This window comes from Mesorhizobium sp. M7A.F.Ce.TU.012.03.2.1 (assembly GCF_004006095.1).
Lineage (GTDB): Bacteria > Pseudomonadota > Alphaproteobacteria > Rhizobiales > Rhizobiaceae > Mesorhizobium.
In genome coordinates this window covers 3,540,823-3,559,585 of sequence record NZ_CP034779.1, presented here as the reverse complement: position 1 = coordinate 3,559,585, position 18,763 = coordinate 3,540,823, and the positions used below count along the sequence as shown (strand labels likewise).

The 18,763-nt window shown below is 64.6% G+C and carries 18 protein-coding genes and 1 pseudogene; 11 read left to right on the top strand and 8 right to left on the bottom strand.

Features of this window, described 5'->3' with window-relative positions; all coding sequences use genetic code 11:
• Nucleotides 1-52 precede the first annotated feature (52 nt).
• The gene (gene carA, locus EJ079_RS17260; protein ID WP_127809607.1) at nt 53-1,270 is read left to right on the top strand and encodes a glutamine-hydrolyzing carbamoyl-phosphate synthase small subunit; all 1,218 of its coding nucleotides are present in this window, start codon (nt 53-55) and stop codon (nt 1,268-1,270) included.
• A 42-nt stretch (nt 1,271-1,312) separates the two neighbouring features.
• Nucleotides 1,313-1,504 carry a hypothetical protein gene (locus tag EJ079_RS17255; RefSeq protein WP_127809606.1) on the top strand — a complete coding sequence of 64 codons (192 nt, stop codon included), beginning with the start codon at nt 1,313-1,315 and terminating at the stop codon, nt 1,502-1,504.
• Between the two features lie 252 nt (nt 1,505-1,756).
• On the opposite strand, the pseudogene EJ079_RS17250 reads toward EJ079_RS17255, so the two are convergent.
• The 3 genes and pseudogenes from EJ079_RS17250 to EJ079_RS17240 form a co-directional block, all read right to left on the bottom strand.
• Nucleotides 1,757-2,673: pseudogene (locus tag EJ079_RS17250) on the bottom strand (aldo/keto reductase).
• Nucleotides 2,670-3,935, bottom strand: coding sequence for a TCR/Tet family MFS transporter (locus tag EJ079_RS17245; RefSeq protein WP_127809605.1), 1,266 nt, complete (start codon nt 3,933-3,935; stop codon nt 2,670-2,672). The pseudogene EJ079_RS17250 and the gene EJ079_RS17245 overlap by 4 nt, the downstream one beginning before the upstream one ends.
• A gap of 156 nt (nt 3,936-4,091) precedes the next feature.
• Nucleotides 4,092-5,006, bottom strand: a complete 915-nt coding sequence (locus tag EJ079_RS17240) for a neutral zinc metallopeptidase (protein WP_127809604.1) — start codon at nt 5,004-5,006, stop codon at nt 4,092-4,094.
• A gap of 187 nt (nt 5,007-5,193) precedes the next feature.
• Here EJ079_RS17240 and EJ079_RS17235 point away from each other — a divergent pair, with 187 nt between their 5' ends.
• Nucleotides 5,194-7,263 (top strand): hypothetical protein, encoded by a 2,070-nt coding sequence (locus tag EJ079_RS17235; RefSeq protein ID WP_245481684.1) that lies wholly within the window; start codon nt 5,194-5,196, stop codon nt 7,261-7,263.
• 157 nt (nt 7,264-7,420) lie between these two features.
• On the opposite strand, the gene EJ079_RS17230 is transcribed toward EJ079_RS17235, so the two are convergent.
• Together EJ079_RS17230 and mntR are read right to left on the bottom strand one after the other, a co-directional pair.
• Nucleotides 7,421-7,609, bottom strand: coding sequence for a hypothetical protein (locus tag EJ079_RS17230; protein WP_127321885.1), 189 nt, complete (start codon nt 7,607-7,609; stop codon nt 7,421-7,423).
• Nucleotides 7,610-7,699: 90 nt separating this feature from the next.
• Nucleotides 7,700-8,149, bottom strand: coding sequence for a manganese-binding transcriptional regulator MntR (gene mntR / locus EJ079_RS17225; RefSeq protein ID WP_127271216.1), 450 nt, complete (start codon nt 8,147-8,149; stop codon nt 7,700-7,702).
• 235 nt (nt 8,150-8,384) lie between these two features.
• On the opposite strand from mntR, the gene EJ079_RS17220 reads away from it, so the two are divergent.
• The 3 genes from EJ079_RS17220 (at nt 8,385) to EJ079_RS17210 (ending at nt 11,432) form a co-directional block, all read left to right on the top strand.
• Nucleotides 8,385-9,749, top strand: coding sequence for an Nramp family divalent metal transporter (locus EJ079_RS17220; protein ID WP_127809602.1), 1,365 nt, complete (start codon nt 8,385-8,387; stop codon nt 9,747-9,749).
• A gap of 81 nt (nt 9,750-9,830) precedes the next feature.
• Entirely contained in the window at nt 9,831-10,673 is an 843-nt protein-coding gene (locus tag EJ079_RS17215) for a protein-L-isoaspartate O-methyltransferase (RefSeq protein ID WP_164873807.1), read from the top strand.
• A 108-nt stretch (nt 10,674-10,781) separates the two neighbouring features.
• Nucleotides 10,782-11,432, top strand: a complete 651-nt coding sequence (locus EJ079_RS17210; protein WP_127809600.1) for a dihydrofolate reductase family protein — start codon at nt 10,782-10,784, stop codon at nt 11,430-11,432.
• 297 nt (nt 11,433-11,729) lie between these two features.
• Here the strand turns inward: EJ079_RS17210 and EJ079_RS17205 are convergent, their stop codons facing one another.
• Entirely contained in the window at nt 11,730-12,599 is an 870-nt protein-coding gene (locus EJ079_RS17205; RefSeq protein WP_127811350.1) for a LysR substrate-binding domain-containing protein, read from the bottom strand.
• 98 nt (nt 12,600-12,697) lie between these two features.
• On the opposite strand from EJ079_RS17205, the gene EJ079_RS17200 reads away from it, so the two are divergent.
• The gene (locus tag EJ079_RS17200; RefSeq protein WP_127398105.1) at nt 12,698-13,297 is read left to right on the top strand and encodes a LysE family translocator; all 600 of its coding nucleotides are present in this window, start codon (nt 12,698-12,700) and stop codon (nt 13,295-13,297) included.
• Nucleotides 13,298-13,525: 228 nt separating this feature from the next.
• On the opposite strand, the gene EJ079_RS17195 is transcribed toward EJ079_RS17200, so the two are convergent.
• Nucleotides 13,526-14,320, bottom strand: a complete 795-nt coding sequence (locus EJ079_RS17195) for an SDR family oxidoreductase (RefSeq protein WP_127809599.1) — start codon at nt 14,318-14,320, stop codon at nt 13,526-13,528.
• Nucleotides 14,321-14,526: 206 nt separating this feature from the next.
• Between EJ079_RS17195 and EJ079_RS17190 the strand changes: the two genes are divergently transcribed.
• On the top strand, nt 14,527-14,982 hold the full coding sequence (locus EJ079_RS17190) for a MarR family winged helix-turn-helix transcriptional regulator (RefSeq protein WP_127809598.1): 456 nt from the start codon (nt 14,527-14,529) through the stop codon (nt 14,980-14,982).
• A gap of 24 nt (nt 14,983-15,006) precedes the next feature.
• On the opposite strand, the gene EJ079_RS17185 is transcribed toward EJ079_RS17190, so the two are convergent.
• A complete protein-coding gene (locus EJ079_RS17185) occupies nt 15,007-16,185 on the bottom strand; it encodes an MFS transporter (RefSeq protein WP_127383298.1) in 1,179 nt (392 codons plus the stop codon).
• A gap of 208 nt (nt 16,186-16,393) precedes the next feature.
• Here EJ079_RS17185 and EJ079_RS17180 point away from each other — a divergent pair, with 208 nt between their 5' ends.
• From EJ079_RS17180 to EJ079_RS17170, 3 genes are all read left to right on the top strand, one after another.
• A complete protein-coding gene (locus EJ079_RS17180; protein ID WP_127809597.1) occupies nt 16,394-16,750 on the top strand; it encodes a helix-turn-helix transcriptional regulator in 357 nt (118 codons plus the stop codon).
• Nucleotides 16,751-16,825: 75 nt separating this feature from the next.
• A complete protein-coding gene (locus EJ079_RS17175; protein ID WP_127809596.1) occupies nt 16,826-17,590 on the top strand; it encodes a metallophosphoesterase family protein in 765 nt (254 codons plus the stop codon).
• 300 nt (nt 17,591-17,890) lie between these two features.
• Complete coding sequence (locus tag EJ079_RS17170; protein WP_348629715.1) at nt 17,891-18,685, top strand: SH3 domain-containing protein; 795 nt, start codon at nt 17,891-17,893, stop codon at nt 18,683-18,685.
• The last annotated feature ends 78 nt before the right edge of the window (nt 18,686-18,763 follow it).

The following is an 18,763-nucleotide window of genomic DNA, read 5'->3' as shown; positions in this document are numbered from 1 at the left end:
CGCAGATGGCCCGCCGGGCCGGTTGCAGCGCGCGGCCTGATAGGAGTGCCGCATGGCCGAGATGACGCCCACCTTGACCCCCGCTTGGGCCACTGAAAAGCCGACCGCCCTTCTGGTGCTGGCCGACGGCACCGTCATCGAAGGTCGCGGCCTCGGCGCCACCGGCTCCGCCGTCGCCGAAGTCTGCTTCAACACGGCGCTGACCGGCTACCAGGAAATCCTCACAGACCCTTCCTATGCCGGCCAGATCGTCACCTTCACCTTCCCGCATATCGGCAACATCGGCACCAATGACGAGGACATCGAGGACCTCAATCCCGCCGCCCGCGCCGGTGCCGTCGGCGCCGTGTTCAAGGCCGATGTCACCAACCCTTCCAACTATCGCGCCGGCACCGGTCTCGACCAATGGCTGAAGAAGCGCGGCATCGTCGCCCTGTCGGGCATCGACACGCGCGCTCTGACCGCGCTGATCCGCGAAAAGGGCATGCCCAACGCCGTGATCGCGCACGCGCCCGACGGCGTGTTCGATCTCGACGATCTGAAGCGGCGCGCCGCCGCATGGTCGGGCCTGATCGGCCTCGACCTCGCCAAGGATGTCACCTCGGGCCAGTCCTCGGTCTGGCGCGAGACGCCCTGGGTGTGGAACGAAGGCTTTGGCGAACAGACCGAACCGACAATGCATGTCGTCGCCATCGATTATGGCGTCAAACGTAACATATTGCGCCTGCTCGCCGGCCTCGGCGCCAAGGTCACGGTGGTGCCGGCCAAGACCGGCGCCGAAGAAATCCTTGCCATGCAGCCGGACGGCATTTTTCTCTCCAATGGCCCCGGCGACCCGGAAGCCACCGGTGATTATGCCGTGCCGGTCATCCGGGATCTGTTGAAGACCGACATCCCCGTGTTCGGCATCTGCCTCGGCCACCAGATGCTGGCACTGGCGCTGGGCGGCAAGACCGCCAAGATGCACCAGGGCCATCACGGCGCCAACCATCCGGTCAAGGATCACACCACCGGCAAGGTCGAGATCGTCTCGATGAACCATGGCTTTGCCGTCGATGCCGACTCGCTGCCATCGGGCGTCGAGGAAACCCACGTCTCGCTGTTCGACGGTTCGAACTGCGGCATCACGCTGACCGGCCGGCCGGTGTTCTCGGTCCAGCATCACCCGGAGGCTTCGCCCGGCCCGCAGGATTCGCACTATCTGTTCCGTCGCTTCGTCAATCTAATCCGCGAGAAGCGCGGCGAGGAATTGCTGGCCGAACGGGCTTAGCGGATCGCCGCGACGGCGCGGCGCAGTTTTGGGGGCAAAGACATGCGCAAAAATACGAACCTGCATGCCGCTGAAGAAGGCCTTGAAGACGCCGCGGATGTGGCGATCTACGACGAACGCAAGGCTCAGCTGAAAATCGAAAAAGCACTGCCCGCTGACGTGACCATGGATATTTTGCGGGGCCGGCTCACATACGCCGAATTGGCGCAGATCAATATTCCGCATTCCGAGTGAAATGAATTGAGCACTAAATCCTCGACGAGGAAGCTCTGATCATTCGAAGGTAAATCGCGTGACTTCGACATTTGGCTGAGACCTGCCTCCCGTCGCCATCCATGGGCGGAGCAAGGAGCGTAGCGACGCAGCGCAGACCCGAGGATGACGACGTTGAGGGCCTCGGCCAATATCCATGGAACAACAACAGTCCGCCAAAGCGAATGATCGATAGTGCCGCTGGCAGACCTCCAAGCGGCACAAGCCTCGCCCTCACACCACCGACCGACCTTCGCTGGCCTCCAGGATGGCGAACCATTGCTCGCGGTCGAGCACGATGTCCAGCGCCCTGATCATGGCCGCCAGCCGTTCCGGCTTCATCGAACCCAGCACCGGCACCAACCGGGCCGGATGGCGCAGCAGCCAGGCGATGGCGACTGCGGCAAGATCGCCGGCACCGATTTCCGCTGCCACCTGGGCAAGCGCTGCCCGCACCCGCGCCTCGCGCCCCTCCTTGCCGGTGAACAGCGAGCCGCCCCCGAGCGGCGACCAGATCATCGGCGCATAGGCAAGGCGCTGCGCGTGGTCGAGGCTGCCATCGGTCAGCGCTGATGTCTTCAGCACCGACATCTCTGGTTGGTGGCGAGCGCGAACGGCATTCGCGAGGCCAGCAGATCGAACTGCGACGGCGTGAAATTGGAGACGCCGACCGCCCTCACCTTACCGGCTTTGACCAGGCCGGCCAGTGCCGTCGCCGTCTCATCGGCATCCATCAACGGGTCCGGCCGATGCAGCAGCAACAGGTCGAGATAGTCGGTGCCGAGATTGGCGAGCGAGCGGTCGACCGAGGCCGCGATATGAGTGGCGCTGGTATCGTAGTGCTTCAGCCGGTTGTCCGGCCGGTTTGGCGATTTCTTCATGATGTCGCATTTCGAGATCAGTTCGATGCTGTCGCGCTTGCCTTTCCAGCGCGCCAGCCCGGCGCCGAAGGCCGCTTCAACGTCATAGTGCCCATAGGTGTCGGCATGATCAAAGCTGGTCAGTCCGAGATCGACGGCGGTGCCGATCAGCCGTGCGACCTGATCGGCATCCGGGCGGGCGGCGCTGTCGAGCAGACGCGAGGCGCCGAAGACCAACCGCGACAGCGACAGTCCGTCCCGAGTCAGCGCAATGCGGCTGTCATGGCTCACACCTGCGCTCCATCTTCGGCGACGCCGGCGGAGACATTTGCGCGCGCCGCGGGCCTCGCCACCTTGGTGACGAAGACGATGACCGCCAGCGTCAGAAAACATGCGCCGACCAGATAGGGCGCACCGCCGAAGGTCACCGGCGCGCTTGGCCCGGTGAACCAGGAAAAGATCGCCGTATAGAGCAGCGGCGTGATGATCGAGGTGATCGAGAAGATCGAGGTCATCGCGCCCTGCAACTCGCCCTGCGCCGAAGGCGGCACCTTGGCGGCGGCGAGGCTCCTCAGCGGCGGATCGGCCAGCGCTTCCAGACAGCCGACGACGATCACCGCATAGATCATCCAGCCTTGCGACGCGAAGGCGTAGCCGAAGGCGCTGGCTGCCGTGAATGTCAGGCCGATGACCGCCGTCTTCCACTCGCCAAGCCGCGGGATCACGCGCGGCAGCACCGTCGCCATGACGATCGCACCGCACAGGCCGAAGGCGCCGAGCGAGAAGCCGATCTGCTGCTCGCTCCAGCCATAGCGGTAGCTGGAGACGAACGACCAGACCGCCGGATACATCATGTGCCCGAGCGTCATCAGGAAGAAGACAAGCCCGATCCAGCCGATGCCTTGATATTGGCGCATCTGCAGCAGCGTGCCGACCGGGTTGGCGCGTTTCCACTCGAAGCGGCGGCGATGCTTGTCATCGAGCGTTTCCGGGAGGAAAAACAACGCAATGAGGAAATTCACGAAGGCGAGCCCGGCGGCGAAATAGAATGGCACGCGCGGCCCGAACGTGCCGAGCAGCCCGCCCAGAACCGGCCCGATGACGAAGCCGACGCCAAACGCGATACCGAGCAGGCCGAAATTCTTTGCCCGGTTCTCATCGTTCGAGATATCGGCGATGAAGGCTGAAGTCGTCGAATAGCTGGCGCCTGAAATGCCGGCCAGCACACGCCCGATGAACAGCATCGGGTAGGACCAGGCGACGGCACAGATCAGATTGTCGATGGAAAAGGTCAGCACCGAGGCGAGCAGGATCGGGCGCCGCCCGAACCGGTCGCTCAAGCCGCCCATGATCGGCGCGAAGACGAACTGCATCGCCGCATAGACGAAGAACAGCCAGCCGCCTTCGATCGCCGCGCCGCTGATGCTGACCCCGGTCAATTCCCTGAGATAGGCCGGCAGCACCGGCATGATCATGCCGAAGCCAATAATGTCGAGCAGCAGCGTGGTGAAGACGAGCGCAAGGCCCCGTCTGGCGGTTTTGGGGTCGATCATGCAGGATCAAGCTCCTCTGCTCGCCCTCAGGCTTAGGCGGACGCAGCTTATAGGCGAGCTCGCGGCAAGGAACAATAAGGGAACAATCCGGATGCGTTCATCCTGACAGCCCCTGACGGCAACATCGCCGGCAGGTGAAGCTCGAAAACGGCCTGGTCAGATCGGCCCACTCAGCGTGTTGCACTCCGACAGCTTGCCGCTCTTGTAACCACGCGCCAGCCAGGTCTGCCGCTGCTGCGAGGTGCCATGGTTGAAGCTTTCCGGCACGACATAGCCTTGCGTCTTCTTCTGCAGCGTGTCGTCGCCGATCTGCTTGGCGGCGTTCAGCGCGCTCTCCATGTCGCCCTGCTCCAATATGCCTTTCTGCCCGGTGTAATGCGCCCACACGCCGGCAAAGCAGTCGGCCTGAAGCTCGATTCGCACCGACATCTGGTTGGCTTCGACCTCACCCATGCTTTGCCGCATCTGGTTGAACTTGGACATGATGCCGGCTAGGTTCTGCACGTGGTGGCCGACCTCATGCGCAATCACATAGGCGCGGGCGAATTCGCCCGAGGCGCCGAACTGCTGGTCGAGCTGCTGGAAGAAGGTCATGTCGAGATAGACCTTGTGGTCGCCGGGACAATAGAACGGTCCGGCCGCCGCTGAAGCAAAGCCGCAGGCCGAGCGGACCTGGCCGGAAAACAGCACCAGCTTCGGATCCTCGTAGGTCAGGCCCTGAGATTTGAAGATGCCGGACCAGGTGTCCTCGGTCTCGGCCAGCACGGTCGCCACGAACTGCTTCATCTCGTCATTGGCAGGTGTGGCACCGCTGTCCTGGCCGCTGTTCTCGGTGATCTGACCGCCGCCGCCCGGCGCCAGTCCGCCGCCGCCGCCACCCAGGATCGTCGACGGATCGAAGCCGAAATACCATCCGGCCAGCACCACCAGGATGACGAGGAAGATGCTGCCGCCGCCACCGGTGCGACCGCCGATCGGAATGCGGAACTGGCCACCGCCGCCGCCGAGCCCGCCACCGCCGCTGCGGTCGTCCTCGATATTGTCACTCTGACGACGGCCTCTCCAGAGCATGGCAACTCCTCGCGCTGCAAACTTCCCCGTTGTTGCGGGGCTCAACCCAACAAACAACTATCTCAATGGTTGCTCCAAGTCACAGCATTTTTCCAGACCGCGGCGGTTCTGGCATGACGGCCTCACCGCTCTGGCCGAGAGTGCGCAAGGCCTGTAGCATTGCTCGTGGATGGGGGATGTATTGGGCTTGAAGACGATCGGTTCGTTCCTGTCGCTGATTGCGGCGTTGTTTTGCCTCGGCACGCCGGTAGCCGGCGCGGTGACGCTCGATTCCAGCGTTGCCGTCACCGACCCCGCCACCTTGCAGGCATTGGAGCGTGGCGGACTGTCGATCAGCCGCCTGCTGGGGCCAGCGCTCGGCCTGACCCGCGAGGTCGACAATCGCGGTCTGTTCTCGGTACCGGCTTTGGCGACGGTGCGCGACACAGTCAAGCAGCAGATCGCCGACGAGCCGAAGACCAGTCCGGACCCCTATGTCGCCGACATGGCCAGATCGAAGGACACCAGCCAGAAATTCAATCCAAAATACATCGACGACGACGGCTCGACGCTGGACCTCACCGGCGTCGTCAACCGCATGGACCGCGGCTATCTCGGCCACACTGAATGCGGCGAGATCCGGCTGATCTATCGCTTCCACTATTCGATTGCTGAAAAGCCGGTGAAGGGAAAGGGAGGCCAGCGCATTTCCTCGCGGCTGCCGCTGACCATGAGCCTGGTGTTCAACGCCAAACCCAGGCAGGCACAAGCGCGCGCCTCCAAGGACCTGCCAAGCGCCACCGACGGGTCCTGCGCCGATGTTGCCCAGCGCTGGCTGGCAGCCGGAAAGAAAGACCTGCCACCCGACCAGCTTGCCGCCTGGCTGCGCTCCGACGAGGGGCCGCTGTCGGGCGCCATGCTCAATTCGTCGCAGATCATGCGACTCGAACTCAACATGCAGGTGCTGCGCCTGTCTGCCTCGACGCGGCGCGATTTCGGCGGTCATGCCGAATACCTCCTGAAGATCTTCAAATGGGATCCGGCGACGTCCAGCTTCTATGAAGCGAAGATGGAAAACCAGATCGACCGCGCCACCGTGCTGGCCGACAAGCCGTCTTTCGCCAAATGGCTGCTCACCGACCGCAACATCTACGACCTCGACCATGGCCGGCTGGTCATCGATGAAAAATTCCTGGCCAGGAGCGCCGTCTCCGTCGCACCCGGCGGCCTCAGCCGGTCGCAGAACAACATCGTCTACGGGCTGGTCGACGACGCCGACATCGACAAGGCGCTGAAGGACTACGTCGCCAGGGGCAATACGCTCGCCACCATCAAGTCGGCGGCCGGCTTCAAATTGCGGCTCAACGAGATGAGCTGCACCGGTTGCCATCAGACGCATGGCATTGCCGGCTTTCATTACACCGGCGCCGATCCGGCCAGCGAGCCGCGCCGCAACGCCGTCTTCGTGCCGGGCTCGGCTGTGTTCTTCGCCGACCTGCCGCGCCGCCGCGCCATCGTCGAGCAGTTCGCCGCCGGCAGTCACCCGGACTTTACGCGCGGCTTCGCCGCCCGTCCGGACGCCAGATATGCCGAGGCGCTGAAAGGCACCGACCTCTACAATGGCTGGGGCTCGATCTGCTATCGCGGCGAGGACCCAAGTTTCAAGGACTGGACCTGCGGCACCGGCCTGCGCTGCGCTGGCGTCCATGAAAGCGCCATCCATCCGGGCTTCGGCACCTGCGTCAGCGAGGCCGGCACGGCCGTCGGCGACCCGGTCGAGTTCGGCGAGATCAAGATGTCGACCTGGGGCAACGACCAGTATTGCCGCCTCTCCCCGGCCACCGCCAAGGCCTGCGCCATCGACCCGGCGCGGGACAAGAAGCCGCCGGTCAAGCTCGCCGGCTATGGCGCGGCGCGCCAGCGCTACGACAATCCGCAGCAGAAGACCGGCGGCTTTCCCGGTGGCATGCTGCGCAAGGCGAGCTGCGACAAGCTTCCCGGCGAGGCGACGTGCGGACGTCTGGCCAAGACCGGCTTCAACGACTGCATCGCGTCGGGCAAGGACCACAAATTCTGCACGAAGGAATTCACCAAGACCGCCGGCCTGCGCGCCTGCGACAAGGCGCATCCCTGCCGCGAGGACTATATCTGCACCGCAGGCTATGACGATCTGGTGCAGGCAAAAGCCGGCAAAGGCACCTGCATCCCGCCCTATTTCATCTTCCAGTTCCGCGTCGACGGCCACCCGCGCAGCTGGGTGCAGGATGTCAGGGAGTGAGGGAACGGTTTGCCGCAGGCAAATTGAAAGGTCCACTGGACCTTTCAAAAGGCTCGAACGCCCGCAGCCATAGCGGAGGGCGATAGACACTGCCGCAAGAAAGGACGTAAACCACGTCCAACAGCGGCCTTGGCCTGCAGCCAATCACGTCAGACGCCTAATCTTCCTGTTTGGCGCCGGCGCTCTTGCCGTCAGAGCTCTTCGACCGTTCCTCGAAACGCGCCGCGCCCTTTTTAAGCGGACGGCCGGTTTCCGCCTCGGTCTTGCGCTCGTCCCTCGCCGCCGCCTGTTTCAGTCCCGCGGCCGCCTGCTTGCCCTTTGCGGTCGGTGCTTGTTCGATGCCCATCGCTTCCTCCGTTCGCGCGACAAAACGCGCGCTGTCGGGAGCAACGTGCCCGGCGTGCGACGGTTCCGGCAGCGCCGGAAATCTGGCGGCTCAGCGCGCCGTCATCGCCTTGCGGAAAGCTTCCAGCGTCTCGGCGCTGACATGGTGCTCGATGCCTTCGGCGTCGATGCGCGCCGTCTCGGCGCTGACACCAAGCGAGCGCAAAAAGGCTTCCACCGTCTGATGGCGGATGCGGCTTTGCTCCGCGACCTTGCGGCCGGCATCGGTCAGGAACACGCCGCGATAGGGCTTTCTCGACACCAGGCCGTCGGCGCACAGCCTGGTCAGCATCTTGGCCACTGTCGGCTGGGCGACGCCCAGGCGTGCGGCGATGTCCACCTGGCGCGCCTCGTTGCCGTCTTCGATCAGGTCGGCGATCAGCTCGACATAATCCTCGACCAGCGCGCTGCGGCGCGCTTCGCGCTGCTGCCGGAAGCCCTCCGAATGAATTTCGGCGTCAAGCAGCGGCTCGCGCGGGACCGGTCTGTTCTTCAGCGCCAATACGCGCTCCTCCCAGGACTATTTGCCATCCATGCTTTCATAGCACGGGCTCTGATTCTTCAGGCCGTTTATTTGCATTGCGCCACAGGTGCAACCAGCGCTTCCGATTGCCGTTTCCACCCGATGACCGCCGGCCGGATGAAAAGCAACGACAATGAAATATAGCATATTGCATAATGTTGAGCCATGGCATAGCTTAGGGAACATCGCCCAGTCTCCCGGAAAGCCCTCCCCCATGTCCGAAGCCGAAGCCACAGCCTCCCGTTCCTCATGGCGGTTCGCCAGGCCCGACGAGGACGAGCAGCCCAGCCTGCGTGAAGTCAATTCCTCCATCGCCGTTCCGAGTTCGGGGGTCTGGTTCCGCCGCCTGTTCGCCTTCATGGGTCCCGGTTACATGGTCTCGGTCGGCTATATGGATCCGGGCAACTGGGCGACCGATCTCGCCGGCGGCGCGCAGTTCGGCTACACGCTGCTGTTCATCATCATGCTGTCCAACCTGATGGCGATCCTGCTGCAGGCGTTGGCGGCACGGCTCGGCATCGCCACCGGCCGCGACCTCGCCCAGGCCTGCCGCGCCTACTATCCCCGTCCGGTCAATTTCGTGCTGTGGATCGCCTGCGAACTGGCCATCATCGCCTGCGACCTGGCCGAAGTCATCGGCACCGCGATCGCGCTGCAACTCCTGTTCGGCATTCCGCTTATCAGCGGCGCCATGCTGACGGCGCTCGACGCCTTCCTCGTGCTGCTGCTGATGAACAAGGGCTTCCGCTATCTCGAAGCTTTCGTCATCGCGCTGCTGATCATCATCTTCAGCTGCTTCGCCATCCAGATCTTTGTCGCCGCCCCGCCGGCAGGCTCGATCCTGCATGCCATGTTCGTGCCGTCGTCGCAGATCGTCACCAACCCGGAGATGCTCTACATCGCCATCGGCATCATCGGCGCCACCGTCATGCCGCATAATCTCTATCTGCACTCCTCTATCGTGCAGACCCGTGCCTATGAGCGCACCGACAAAGGCAAGCGCGACGCCATCAAATGGGCAACGACGGACTCGACCATCGCCCTGATGCTGGCGCTGTTCGTCAATGCCGCCATCCTGATCGTGTCGGCGGTCGCCTTCCACAACACCGGCCACCAGGATGTCGCCGAGATCGGCCAGGCATTCGAGCTGCTGTCGCCGCTGCTTGGCTTGAGCATCGCCTCGATCCTGTTCGCGGTGGCGCTGCTGGCGTCCGGCCTGAACTCGACGGTGACGGCAACGCTTGCCGGCCAGATCGTCATGGAGGGTTTCCTGCGCCTGCGCATCCCCAACTGGGCACGCCGGCTCTTGACGCGCGGCCTCGCCATCATCCCGGTGGTGGTCGTCACCGCGCTCTATGGCGAAAAGGGCACCGGCCAGTTGCTGGTGTTCAGCCAGGTGATCCTGTCGATGCAGTTGCCTTTCGCGGTCGTCCCGCTGGTGCAGTTCGTCTCCGACAAAAAGAAGATGGGCAATCTCGCCATTCCGCGCGGCGTCGCCGCCCTTGCCTGGGTAGTCGCCGCGGTGATCCTGGGGCTCAACTTCAAGCTGCTCTACGACACCATCTTCGGCATCGGCTAAGCTCCGCTTCGAAAATCAACTACCGTGCGCAAAGGGTAGTCTCGCGACAAATCGACAATCCGCGCTATGTTGTCCCGCAGCATGGCCGGGATCGAAGACATCAGGAAATTCTACGCGCGGCTGCTGGTCGCCCATGCCGGCTCGCCCGATCCACGCCTGGAAGCGGCTTTCGCCGAGGTGCCGCGCGAAGCGTTTCTCGGTCCCGGTCCGTGGACGGTCATCGCCGGCAACGGCAAGGTCACGACGCCGAGCGCCGACCCGGCCCATGTCTACCAGAACGTGCTGGTGACGCTCGACGACGACAAGGGCATCAACAATGGCGAGCCCTTCCTGCATGCCATGTGGATCGGAAAGCTTGCGGCTAAACCTGGCGAGGCCGTCACTCATATCGGCGCCGGCACCGGCTACTACACCGCCGTGCTGGCCAGGCTGGTTTTACCAGGCGGCACCGTCACCGGCTTCGAACTCGACGAAAAGCTGGCCGATCTGGCGCGCAAAAATCTCGAAGCACATGGCAATGCAACGGTCGTCCATGGCGATGCGGTGACGACGCCCCTGCCGCCATCCGACATCATCTACGTCAATGCTGGCGTCGCAGCGCCACCAGCAGGGTGGCTGAAGGCGCTGCGGCCCGGCGGCCGCATGATCTTCCCCTGGCGCCCGGCCGAGCGCGTCCCGCTGGCGGTGATGGTGATCCGCACCGAAAAAGGCTTCGCCTGCGATCCGTTCATGCGATCGTGGTTCATTCCCTGCGTCGGCGCCTCGCTCGCAGACTCAGCGTCGAGGATCCCGACCCGCGAGCAGGCCGCGCGCAGCCGCTCGATCTGGCTGGTCCAGGACAAGGCGCCGGACGACACCGCCACCGCCATATCGGGCGATGTCTGGTTCTCGTCGGAAGATCTCCATCCCGGGCCTCGCAAATGATGGTGGTTTGCCAAAATTTCATATGTCCTGTCGGACCGGTGGCTCGTCGCCCGTCCTTGGGCTGAAGTCCGGCCACGACGGCGTGGACCGAAGAGCGGGAGCATTGGAATGAGAAAGATCATCTCTGCGACATTCGTCAGCCTCGACGGCGTCATGCAGGCGCCCGGCGGCCCGCAAGAGGATCCGGTCGGCGGCTTCAAGTTCGGCGGCTGGACCTTCCATTACTTTGACGAGGCGGGGGGCGCGGCGATGGATGAACTGTTCTCCAAGCCTTTCGCCCTGCTGCTCGGCCGCAGAACCTACGACATCTTCGCCGCCTACTGGCCGTATCAGAAGGATCCGATCGCGGATGCCTTCAACCCCGCGACCAAATATGTGGCGACGCATCGGCCTGACACCCTCACCTGGCAGAACACGCAAGCGCTCGGACCCGATATCGTCGCGACGTTGCGCCGCCTCAAGCAGGAGGATGGACCTGACCTGCTCATCCAGGGATCTGGCGATCTGATCCAGACCTTGCTCGCCAACGGGCTGATCGACGAAATCCGATTGATGATCTTCCCGCTGTTGCTGGGCAAGGGCAAGCGGTTGTTCGGCGACAGCGCGATGCCGGCCGCCTTCAAGCTCATCAAGTCGCAGGCAACCAGCACAGGCGTCATCATGGCGACCTACGAACGATCAGGCGAGATCAAGGTCGGCTCGTTTGTCACAGGAGAAGCATCCGAGGCCGAGCTCGAACGGCGCAGGAACTGGAAGTAGCAGGACGGCCTTGGCGTGTCCAGCCGATAGATGGGTAACAGTTTGAACCGGATACATAGGTAACAGTTTTCCCCCTTATGATGGGTTCGCGGCAGCGCCAAGCGGTTGGGTTGGCGCCATCCATGATGCCAGTCTCTCGCCAAACCATCGCCGGTCCTCCCGGCGGACAAGAAAACTGTCACCCATCTAATCAGTCCATTCTGTTACCTATCTATCGGGTTCGGACAGGCGTGCTTTCCTCTCCCTCCGGAGGGGGGAGAGGAACGGGGTAGAGGAACCCAAGTTCTGAGAAGTCTCTCAAGCCGCCACCGGCCGCCGCGCCAGGCCATCGCGGATGTGCCGCGCGAATTCCTGCGCCGCCGGCCCGACACCGTGCCTCGGCAGATGCAGATTGATGGCAAAATTCGGCAGCGGCGGCAGGCCGGACTCCGCTGGAAATATGTCGAGATCCGCCGGCACGGTGGAGGCTAGCCAGGCGGTGACGGCGAGGTCCGACCGCACCGTCGCCGTCGTCGCGTCGATGTTGCCGTTTTCGAACACGGTGCGCCACTCCAGCCCGTGCTCACCGAGCGCCGCCAGCACCGCCGGGCGGAAGGCGCAGGTGTCGGCGACGATCGAAACCGGCAGCGGCCGCTTGGCGCGGGCAATGCCGCCCTTGGCACCGACCCAGACCAGCCGGTCGATGGCAAGGCACTCACCGGCCGACGGGCCGACGCGTTCCTCGATCACCGCAAGGTCGATGGTCCCGGCCGCAAGGGCAGCCGTCAGCTCCGGCGACGAGGCGCAGACCAGCGATATCTCGATCTGCGGATAGGTCTCGGCATAGGTCTTCAGCACCGGCGCCAGCAAGGTGCCGACAAGGTCGTAGGGCACGCCCAGCCGCACCTGGCCGGCCACCGATGTCCCAGCCATCTCGGCCCAGATCTCGTCATTCAAGGCCAGCAACCGCTTGCCCCTGCCGAACAGCTGTTCACCGGTGCGCGTCAGCCGCAAGCCGCGCCGGTCGCGCGTAAACAGGCTGGAGCCGAGCGCCTCCTCCAGCCGCTTGACCTGCTGGCTGACAGCACCTTGCGTCAGGTGCAGCGCATTGGCCGCCGCCGTCATGCTGGCCTTGTCGGCGACGGTGATGAAGGTGCGGATCAGCGCCATGTCGAGATTTCGGATCATGGGTGGCATTATCTATCCTAATGCTGACCATGGCAAACATTGCATTTACTGAAGTTCGCACGCAGCTACGATCGCAGCCCTCTGACAGAGGACGCCGCATGCTCGAGCCCATTCTCCCGCTCATCCTTTTTGCCATCGTCGCCACCACCACGCCCGGCATCGCCACGACCCTGTCTACGGCGTCCGGCGCGCAGTTCGGCTTTCGCCGTTCCGTGCCCCTGCTGGTCGGCAGCGCCGCCGGCCTCGCCACCGTCACGGGTGCCGCTGCCGCCGGGCTTGCCGGTCTGCTGCTTGCCGTGCCTTCGCTGCAACTGGCCATGAAGGTCGTCGGCTCGCTCTATCTCGTCTGGCTGGCGATCAAGATCGGCCGCAGCGGACCGCCCAATATGGATGTGAGCATGGCCAGGCCGAACAGCTTTCTCGGCGGCGCCGGCATTCAATGGATGAACCCGAAAGGCTGGGCGATGGGTCTAGGTGCCGCGGCCTCGTTCGCGGCATTGGCCAGCGGACCGGTGCAGCTCGCGCTGCTGCTCGGCGCCACCTTCGGCCTCGCGGCCGCCGCCTCGCTTTCACTGTGGTGCGTGGCCGGAATGGTGCTGGCGCGGCTGCTCAAGACCGAATGGCAATGGCGCGCGCTCAACATCGTGCTGGCACTGGTGCTGGCCGCCTCGATCATTCCGATGTGGCGGACGGCTTAGACGGCCATGGAATTGCGAAGAAGGAGCCAAGTCCTGCAAGGTCAGCGCAGACCCCCACCCGGACCTTCGGTCCGACCTCCCCACAAGGGGGAGGTGGGGAGCGTGCCTTTTGCAAGCCTCAAAAGGGGGTTGGCGCGCCCCTAACCCTCCCCCTTGTGGGGTGGGTCGCTGCGAAGCAGCGGGGTGGGGGTACTGGTTTGCGAAGCAAACCAGCCTCTGCGCTCAACCTCAAGCCGCGTAGCGGGCCGCCGGCTTGTCGGCGTGCAGGCTGCCGTAGAAGGCCTGCCGGGCACCGAGGAAAATGTCCAGTTTGGCCGGCTCGGCGAGCGCCGGCACGGTGACGGCTTCACCCCTGGCAAGGCCGACAAGGGCCGCATCCACCATATCGTCGGCGCTCATGATGATTTCCTTCGGAAGCTGGTCGATATCGCTGCCGGCAAGCTCCCAGAAATCCGTCCGTGTCGCGCCCGGCAGCACCACCTGCACCTTCACCTCCGTACCCTCCACCTCGCGGTGCAGAGCCTCGGTGAAGTTGACGACATAGGCCTTGGTGCCGCTGTAGATGCCGCCGAACGAGGTCTCATAGGCGAGCACGGAGGCGATGTTGACGACCGCACCTCTGTTGCGCGCCAAAAACCCCGGCAGCACGGCACGGGTCAGCCGCGTCAGGGCGATGACATTGACCTTGATCATGCGTTCGGCAGCGTCCGCATCGGCGATTGCCACCACGGACTGGCCGCCAAGGCCGGCATTGTTGACCAGCAGCGTCACGCTGTCGTCGCTGGCGATCGCCTGTTCGACGCGGCGGACGTCGCCGTCGTTGGAAAGGTCGGCGCTGATCACGCTGACCTTGCGGCCATAGGTCTGGCGCAGCTGCCCGGCCAGTTCCTCCAGCCGGTCGGCGCGCCGCGCCACCAGCACCAGATCGTAGCCCTGCCCCGCCAGCCGGTCGGCATAGACCGCGCCGATGCCCGACGAAGCACCGGTGACGACCGCCGTGCCCTTGTTGCCCTGTCCACTCATTGTCCTGTTCCTTCTTCGACTGATCTGGTTCGTTTCGACTGACCCGGCGCCGTGGCATCTGCCGCGCTACCGAAAGCCGCGTGATTGATTTAGTGGCATATACCACTAATTGGGAAGTAGGCATATGCCACTATCTTGTCAATGATACGGACGGGGATTATTTGAGGGGTGCAGCCGGGCCTCATTCGCCGGCGCCAAGGACCATCATGTCAAAGGACAGCTTGCCCGGCCTCACGCTCTGCAACAACGCCGCGCTGCGCCGCGCGACGCGCAAGCTCGGCAAGTTTTATGATGATGTGGTGGAGCCATCAGGCCTCAAGGCGACGCAGCAGGGCCTGCTCTACCAGATCCATATCGGCGACGAGCCGGCGATGGGGGCCATCGCCACGTCGCTGATCATGGACCTGTCGGCGCTCGGCCATACGCTGAAGCCACTGATCCGCGACGGCTATGTCGAGACCTTCGCCGATCCGGAGGACCGCCGCGTCAAGCGTGTGCGGCTGACGCCCCAAGGGTTGGCCAAGCTAGAGGCGGCGATGAAACTGTGGCAGATCGCCCAGCAACATTTCGAGGATGTCGTCGGCAGGGACAAGGCTGAAAAGCTGCGCGCGGCGCTGGATGACATCGCCGCGCTCGATTTCGATCTGCCGCCGGCCAGCTGAGCCGGCCGACGGCTTTCAAAGAGATTACTCGGCAGGCATCTCTACAGGCCGAGCCGCCCGGCGGCCGGCCACCACGATGCCAAGCCCGATGATCGGGAAGATCGCGGCGACCAAGCCGAGATCGGCCGGCGCGCCGTAGCGCAGCACGGCACCGCCGACCACCGCGCCGAGTGCGACGCCGAGATAGAGCGCCGAGGCGTTGAGCGACAGCACGATCGGGGCGGCGTCGGGCGCCAGCTTGATGATGCGGCTGGCCTGCGCCGGCGGGAAGGCCCAGCCGACGATGCCCCACGGCACCATCATCGCCATCAGCGCCGGTCCGGCAATATGCGGCGGCAGAAAGGTCGGGATGACCGACAGCAGGACCAGCATGCCGGCACTCAGCGCCAACGACCAGCCGACGGTGCGGGTCGCGCCGAACCGGTCGGCAGCCTGGCCGCCGCCAATGTTGCCGATGACGGCGCCGACGCCGAAGGCGAGCAGCATGCCGGGCAGCGCGATCTGGCTGAGACCGCCGCCCTCGATGGCAAGCGGCGCGACATAGGCAAAGACGGTGAAGGCGCCGATCAGCGCCAGCACTGTCGTCAACAGGATCGGCATCACGCCGGGACGCAGCGCTGCCGCCAGCCTGCGCTTCAAGGGCAGCCTGGTGCCAACGATGCCCCGCGGCAGCCGGTACCACAGGATCGCGCCGGCAAGCGCGCCAAGGCCGGCGATGGCAAAGAAGGTGCCGCGCCAGCCGGCAACTGTGGCAACGAGCGCGCCCAGTGGCGCCCCCAGGGCAACGGCCACCGTGGTGCCGCCGACGACGACGGCGATGGCACGCGCCCGGTGATGATCATCGACCAGCGCCACCGCGGTGCCTTGCGCGGTTGCGGCGAACAGGCCCGACGACAGCGCCATGACGATGCGCGCGATCAGCAGCAGTTCGAAGGAGGAACTCAAGGCAGCGGCGACGTTGCCGAGCACAAAGAACACCAGCGTCCACAGGATGACGCGGCGCCGGTCCCACTCGCCTGTCAGCGTCGCCAGGATCGGCGTGCCGATCGCATAGGCGAGCGCGAAGGCGGTGATCAGCGTGCCGGCCAGCGGAATGGAGATACCGGCATCCGCCGCGATGTCGGGCAGAAGGCTGGAGATGACGAAGCCTTCGGTCGAGATCGTGAACGATCCGAGCGCGAGCCAGAAAAGGCGCTTGTCCATGGCGGGATGTCCTTAGTTCAAAAGTTATTGAACAATTGGACACAATAGGGCATCATGTCAATGTAGCCAGGGAAAAATAGCTGAACCTTCCTGACAGCCCTGTGTCAGCACAGGTCGGGAGCATCGGCGCCAGACGGAGAAAGGTCGCGTGCGGGCCAACAATGATGGATGCGTTGAAATCGGACCCGACTGTGCTTAGTTTCGAGCCATGACCTTGCCACACCCCAATACGGACCAGATCAGCCTGCCGATCGTGCTTGGCGTGCTCGGCGATCCGACCCGGCTCGCCATCGTGAGCTATCTCGCCAGCAAGCAGGGCGTGCCGCTGAACTGCAGCCAGTTCCTCGATTTCGGCTCGAAGACCAATCTGAGCTACCACCTGGCCAAATTGCGCGAGGCCGGCGTCACCCGCGCCGAAGTGGTCGGCACCAACCGCATGATCACACTGCGCCGTGCCGATCTCGACGCCCGCTTCCCCGGCCTGCTCGACAGCGTCATCGCCGCCGCCGGCGACGATCCGGCACTGCCGGCGGTTGGCGGCCACGACATCGAAGTGCACGCCTGACCTTGCAGAACTTGGGTTCCTCGCCCCACGGACGTGGGCAAAAGGAAAAGCGGCGTCACACAGGAGCTTCCCGAAATGCGCATCGCCGTATTCGCCGATATCCACGGCAATGTGCTGGCGCTCGACGCCGTGCTTGATGACCTTCGCCGGCGCGGCGGCGCCGACCTGACCGTCAATCTCGGTGACAGCGTTTCCGGCCCGCTCTGGCCGCGCGAGACATTTGCGCGGTTGGAGGCGCTGAACCTGCCGACGGTGCGCGGCAACCACGACCGCCGTGTCGCCGCCGACCCCGCTGATGACACCATGTGGCCCTCCGACGTCTATGCGCAGGCGCGGCTGACCGAGACGCAGCGCCAGATGCTTTTCGCCCAGCCGCTGACGCTGGAGATCGCACCCGGAATCATCGCTTTCCACGCCCGTCCCGACCATGACGAGAAATATCTCGCCGATACCATCGTCAATGGCCAGCTGGTGCGTGCGCCGTTGGCGGCGATCCGGCGGCGGCTGAAGACGCTCGACCCGGCTTGCCGCATCGCGCTGTGCGGCCACAGCCACCGCGCGGAACTGATCCGCGTCCCCGATGGTCCCGTCATCTTCAATCCGGGCAGCATCGGCTGCCCTGCCTATGACGATTCCACACCGCCGGCGCATGTCTCCGAGCAGGGCTCGCCGTATGCGCGCTACGGCATCGTCACCTTGGGCAGCAACGGCCAGCCCGACCGCTTCGAGGCCATCGCCGTCGACTACGACCATGAGGCGGCCGCCAGACAGGCCGAACAGGCGGGCCGGCCGGAATGGGCTCACGCGCTCAGAACCGGGTTCATGCCCCTGCCCGGCTGAACGCTCTGGCGTTCATGCCCGGCTGAACGCTCTTGCGCGTTCACGCCCGTCCAGCTGAGCTGCCTCACGGCCCGGCGGTCCGGGTTGAGGCTGGCGAAACGGCGAGCCGAATTTTCGGGCTTACATGGCGCCGCGTCGTCCCTTATAAAACCGGCCGGGCTTGCGGCGGGCTCGATCCGCCGCGGCACGGTATCAGCGCACGGCCAAACGATGAGGCGCACAGTTACGCTCCGAACAACCCTCCATGCGCTGATTGCGGCTCCGCTGTTGATGACGGCGTGGCCGGTGATTGCCCCCGCTATGGCTGAAGAGATGGCCCAAGAGGCGCCGGAGCTCGTCATCTCCGTCGTCACCGGCCTGGCGCCGGACGACCTTCTCAAGGTCCGCACCACGGCATCGCCGGTCGCCACGGTCGAGGCGCGGCTGAGCAGCGGCGACATGGTCACCAATCTCGGCTGCAACGACATCAACGGCTACAAATGGTGCAAGGTCGAAAGCACGGGCAAGGAGAAGCTGAGCGGCTGGGCGCCGGCGCGCTATCTCATCCCCCTCAATCCGGCCCCCTATGTCGAAGGCGAGACAAGACCGGCCGATGCGCCGGTGGTTGCCTCCACCGGCAGCGCCAATGAGACCGGGCAGTCCTCGGCGCCGGATCAATCCCACGCCACCGGCTCGGCCAACAGCGCGCCGGTCCCGCCGCCCGACCTGACAGCGCGGCTTGGCGGCGCCGGTCCGGCAGCCGAAAGTACGCCAAAATCGGCAGCGGAAATCGGCCGTGCCGCGATGCAGGATGCGTACGCACTGGCGCTGGCGGCGCCCGACGTCTCACCGGATCCCGAGATTCCCTGCGCCCGCTATGTCGGCCAGCCAATGGAGCGCTGCAAGGTCAACGTCGTACGCACCGCCGACAAGGCCGACGTCACGGTCACCTGGCCCGATGGCGGCACGCGCGTCATTTCCTTCCGCGGCGGCCGGCCGGCCAGTTCCGACGCGCCCAGCAAATTCCGCTTCACTCGGGAGGGCAGCCTCAACATGATCCGCATCGGCGACGCCGAGCGGTTTGAGATCACGGATCAGCTGGCGCTGGGGAATTAGAATTTATGGGAGTAAGGGAGTAGGGGAATAAGGGAGTATGTTTGGAATGCCTTCGAACCCACCCTACTCCCCTACTCC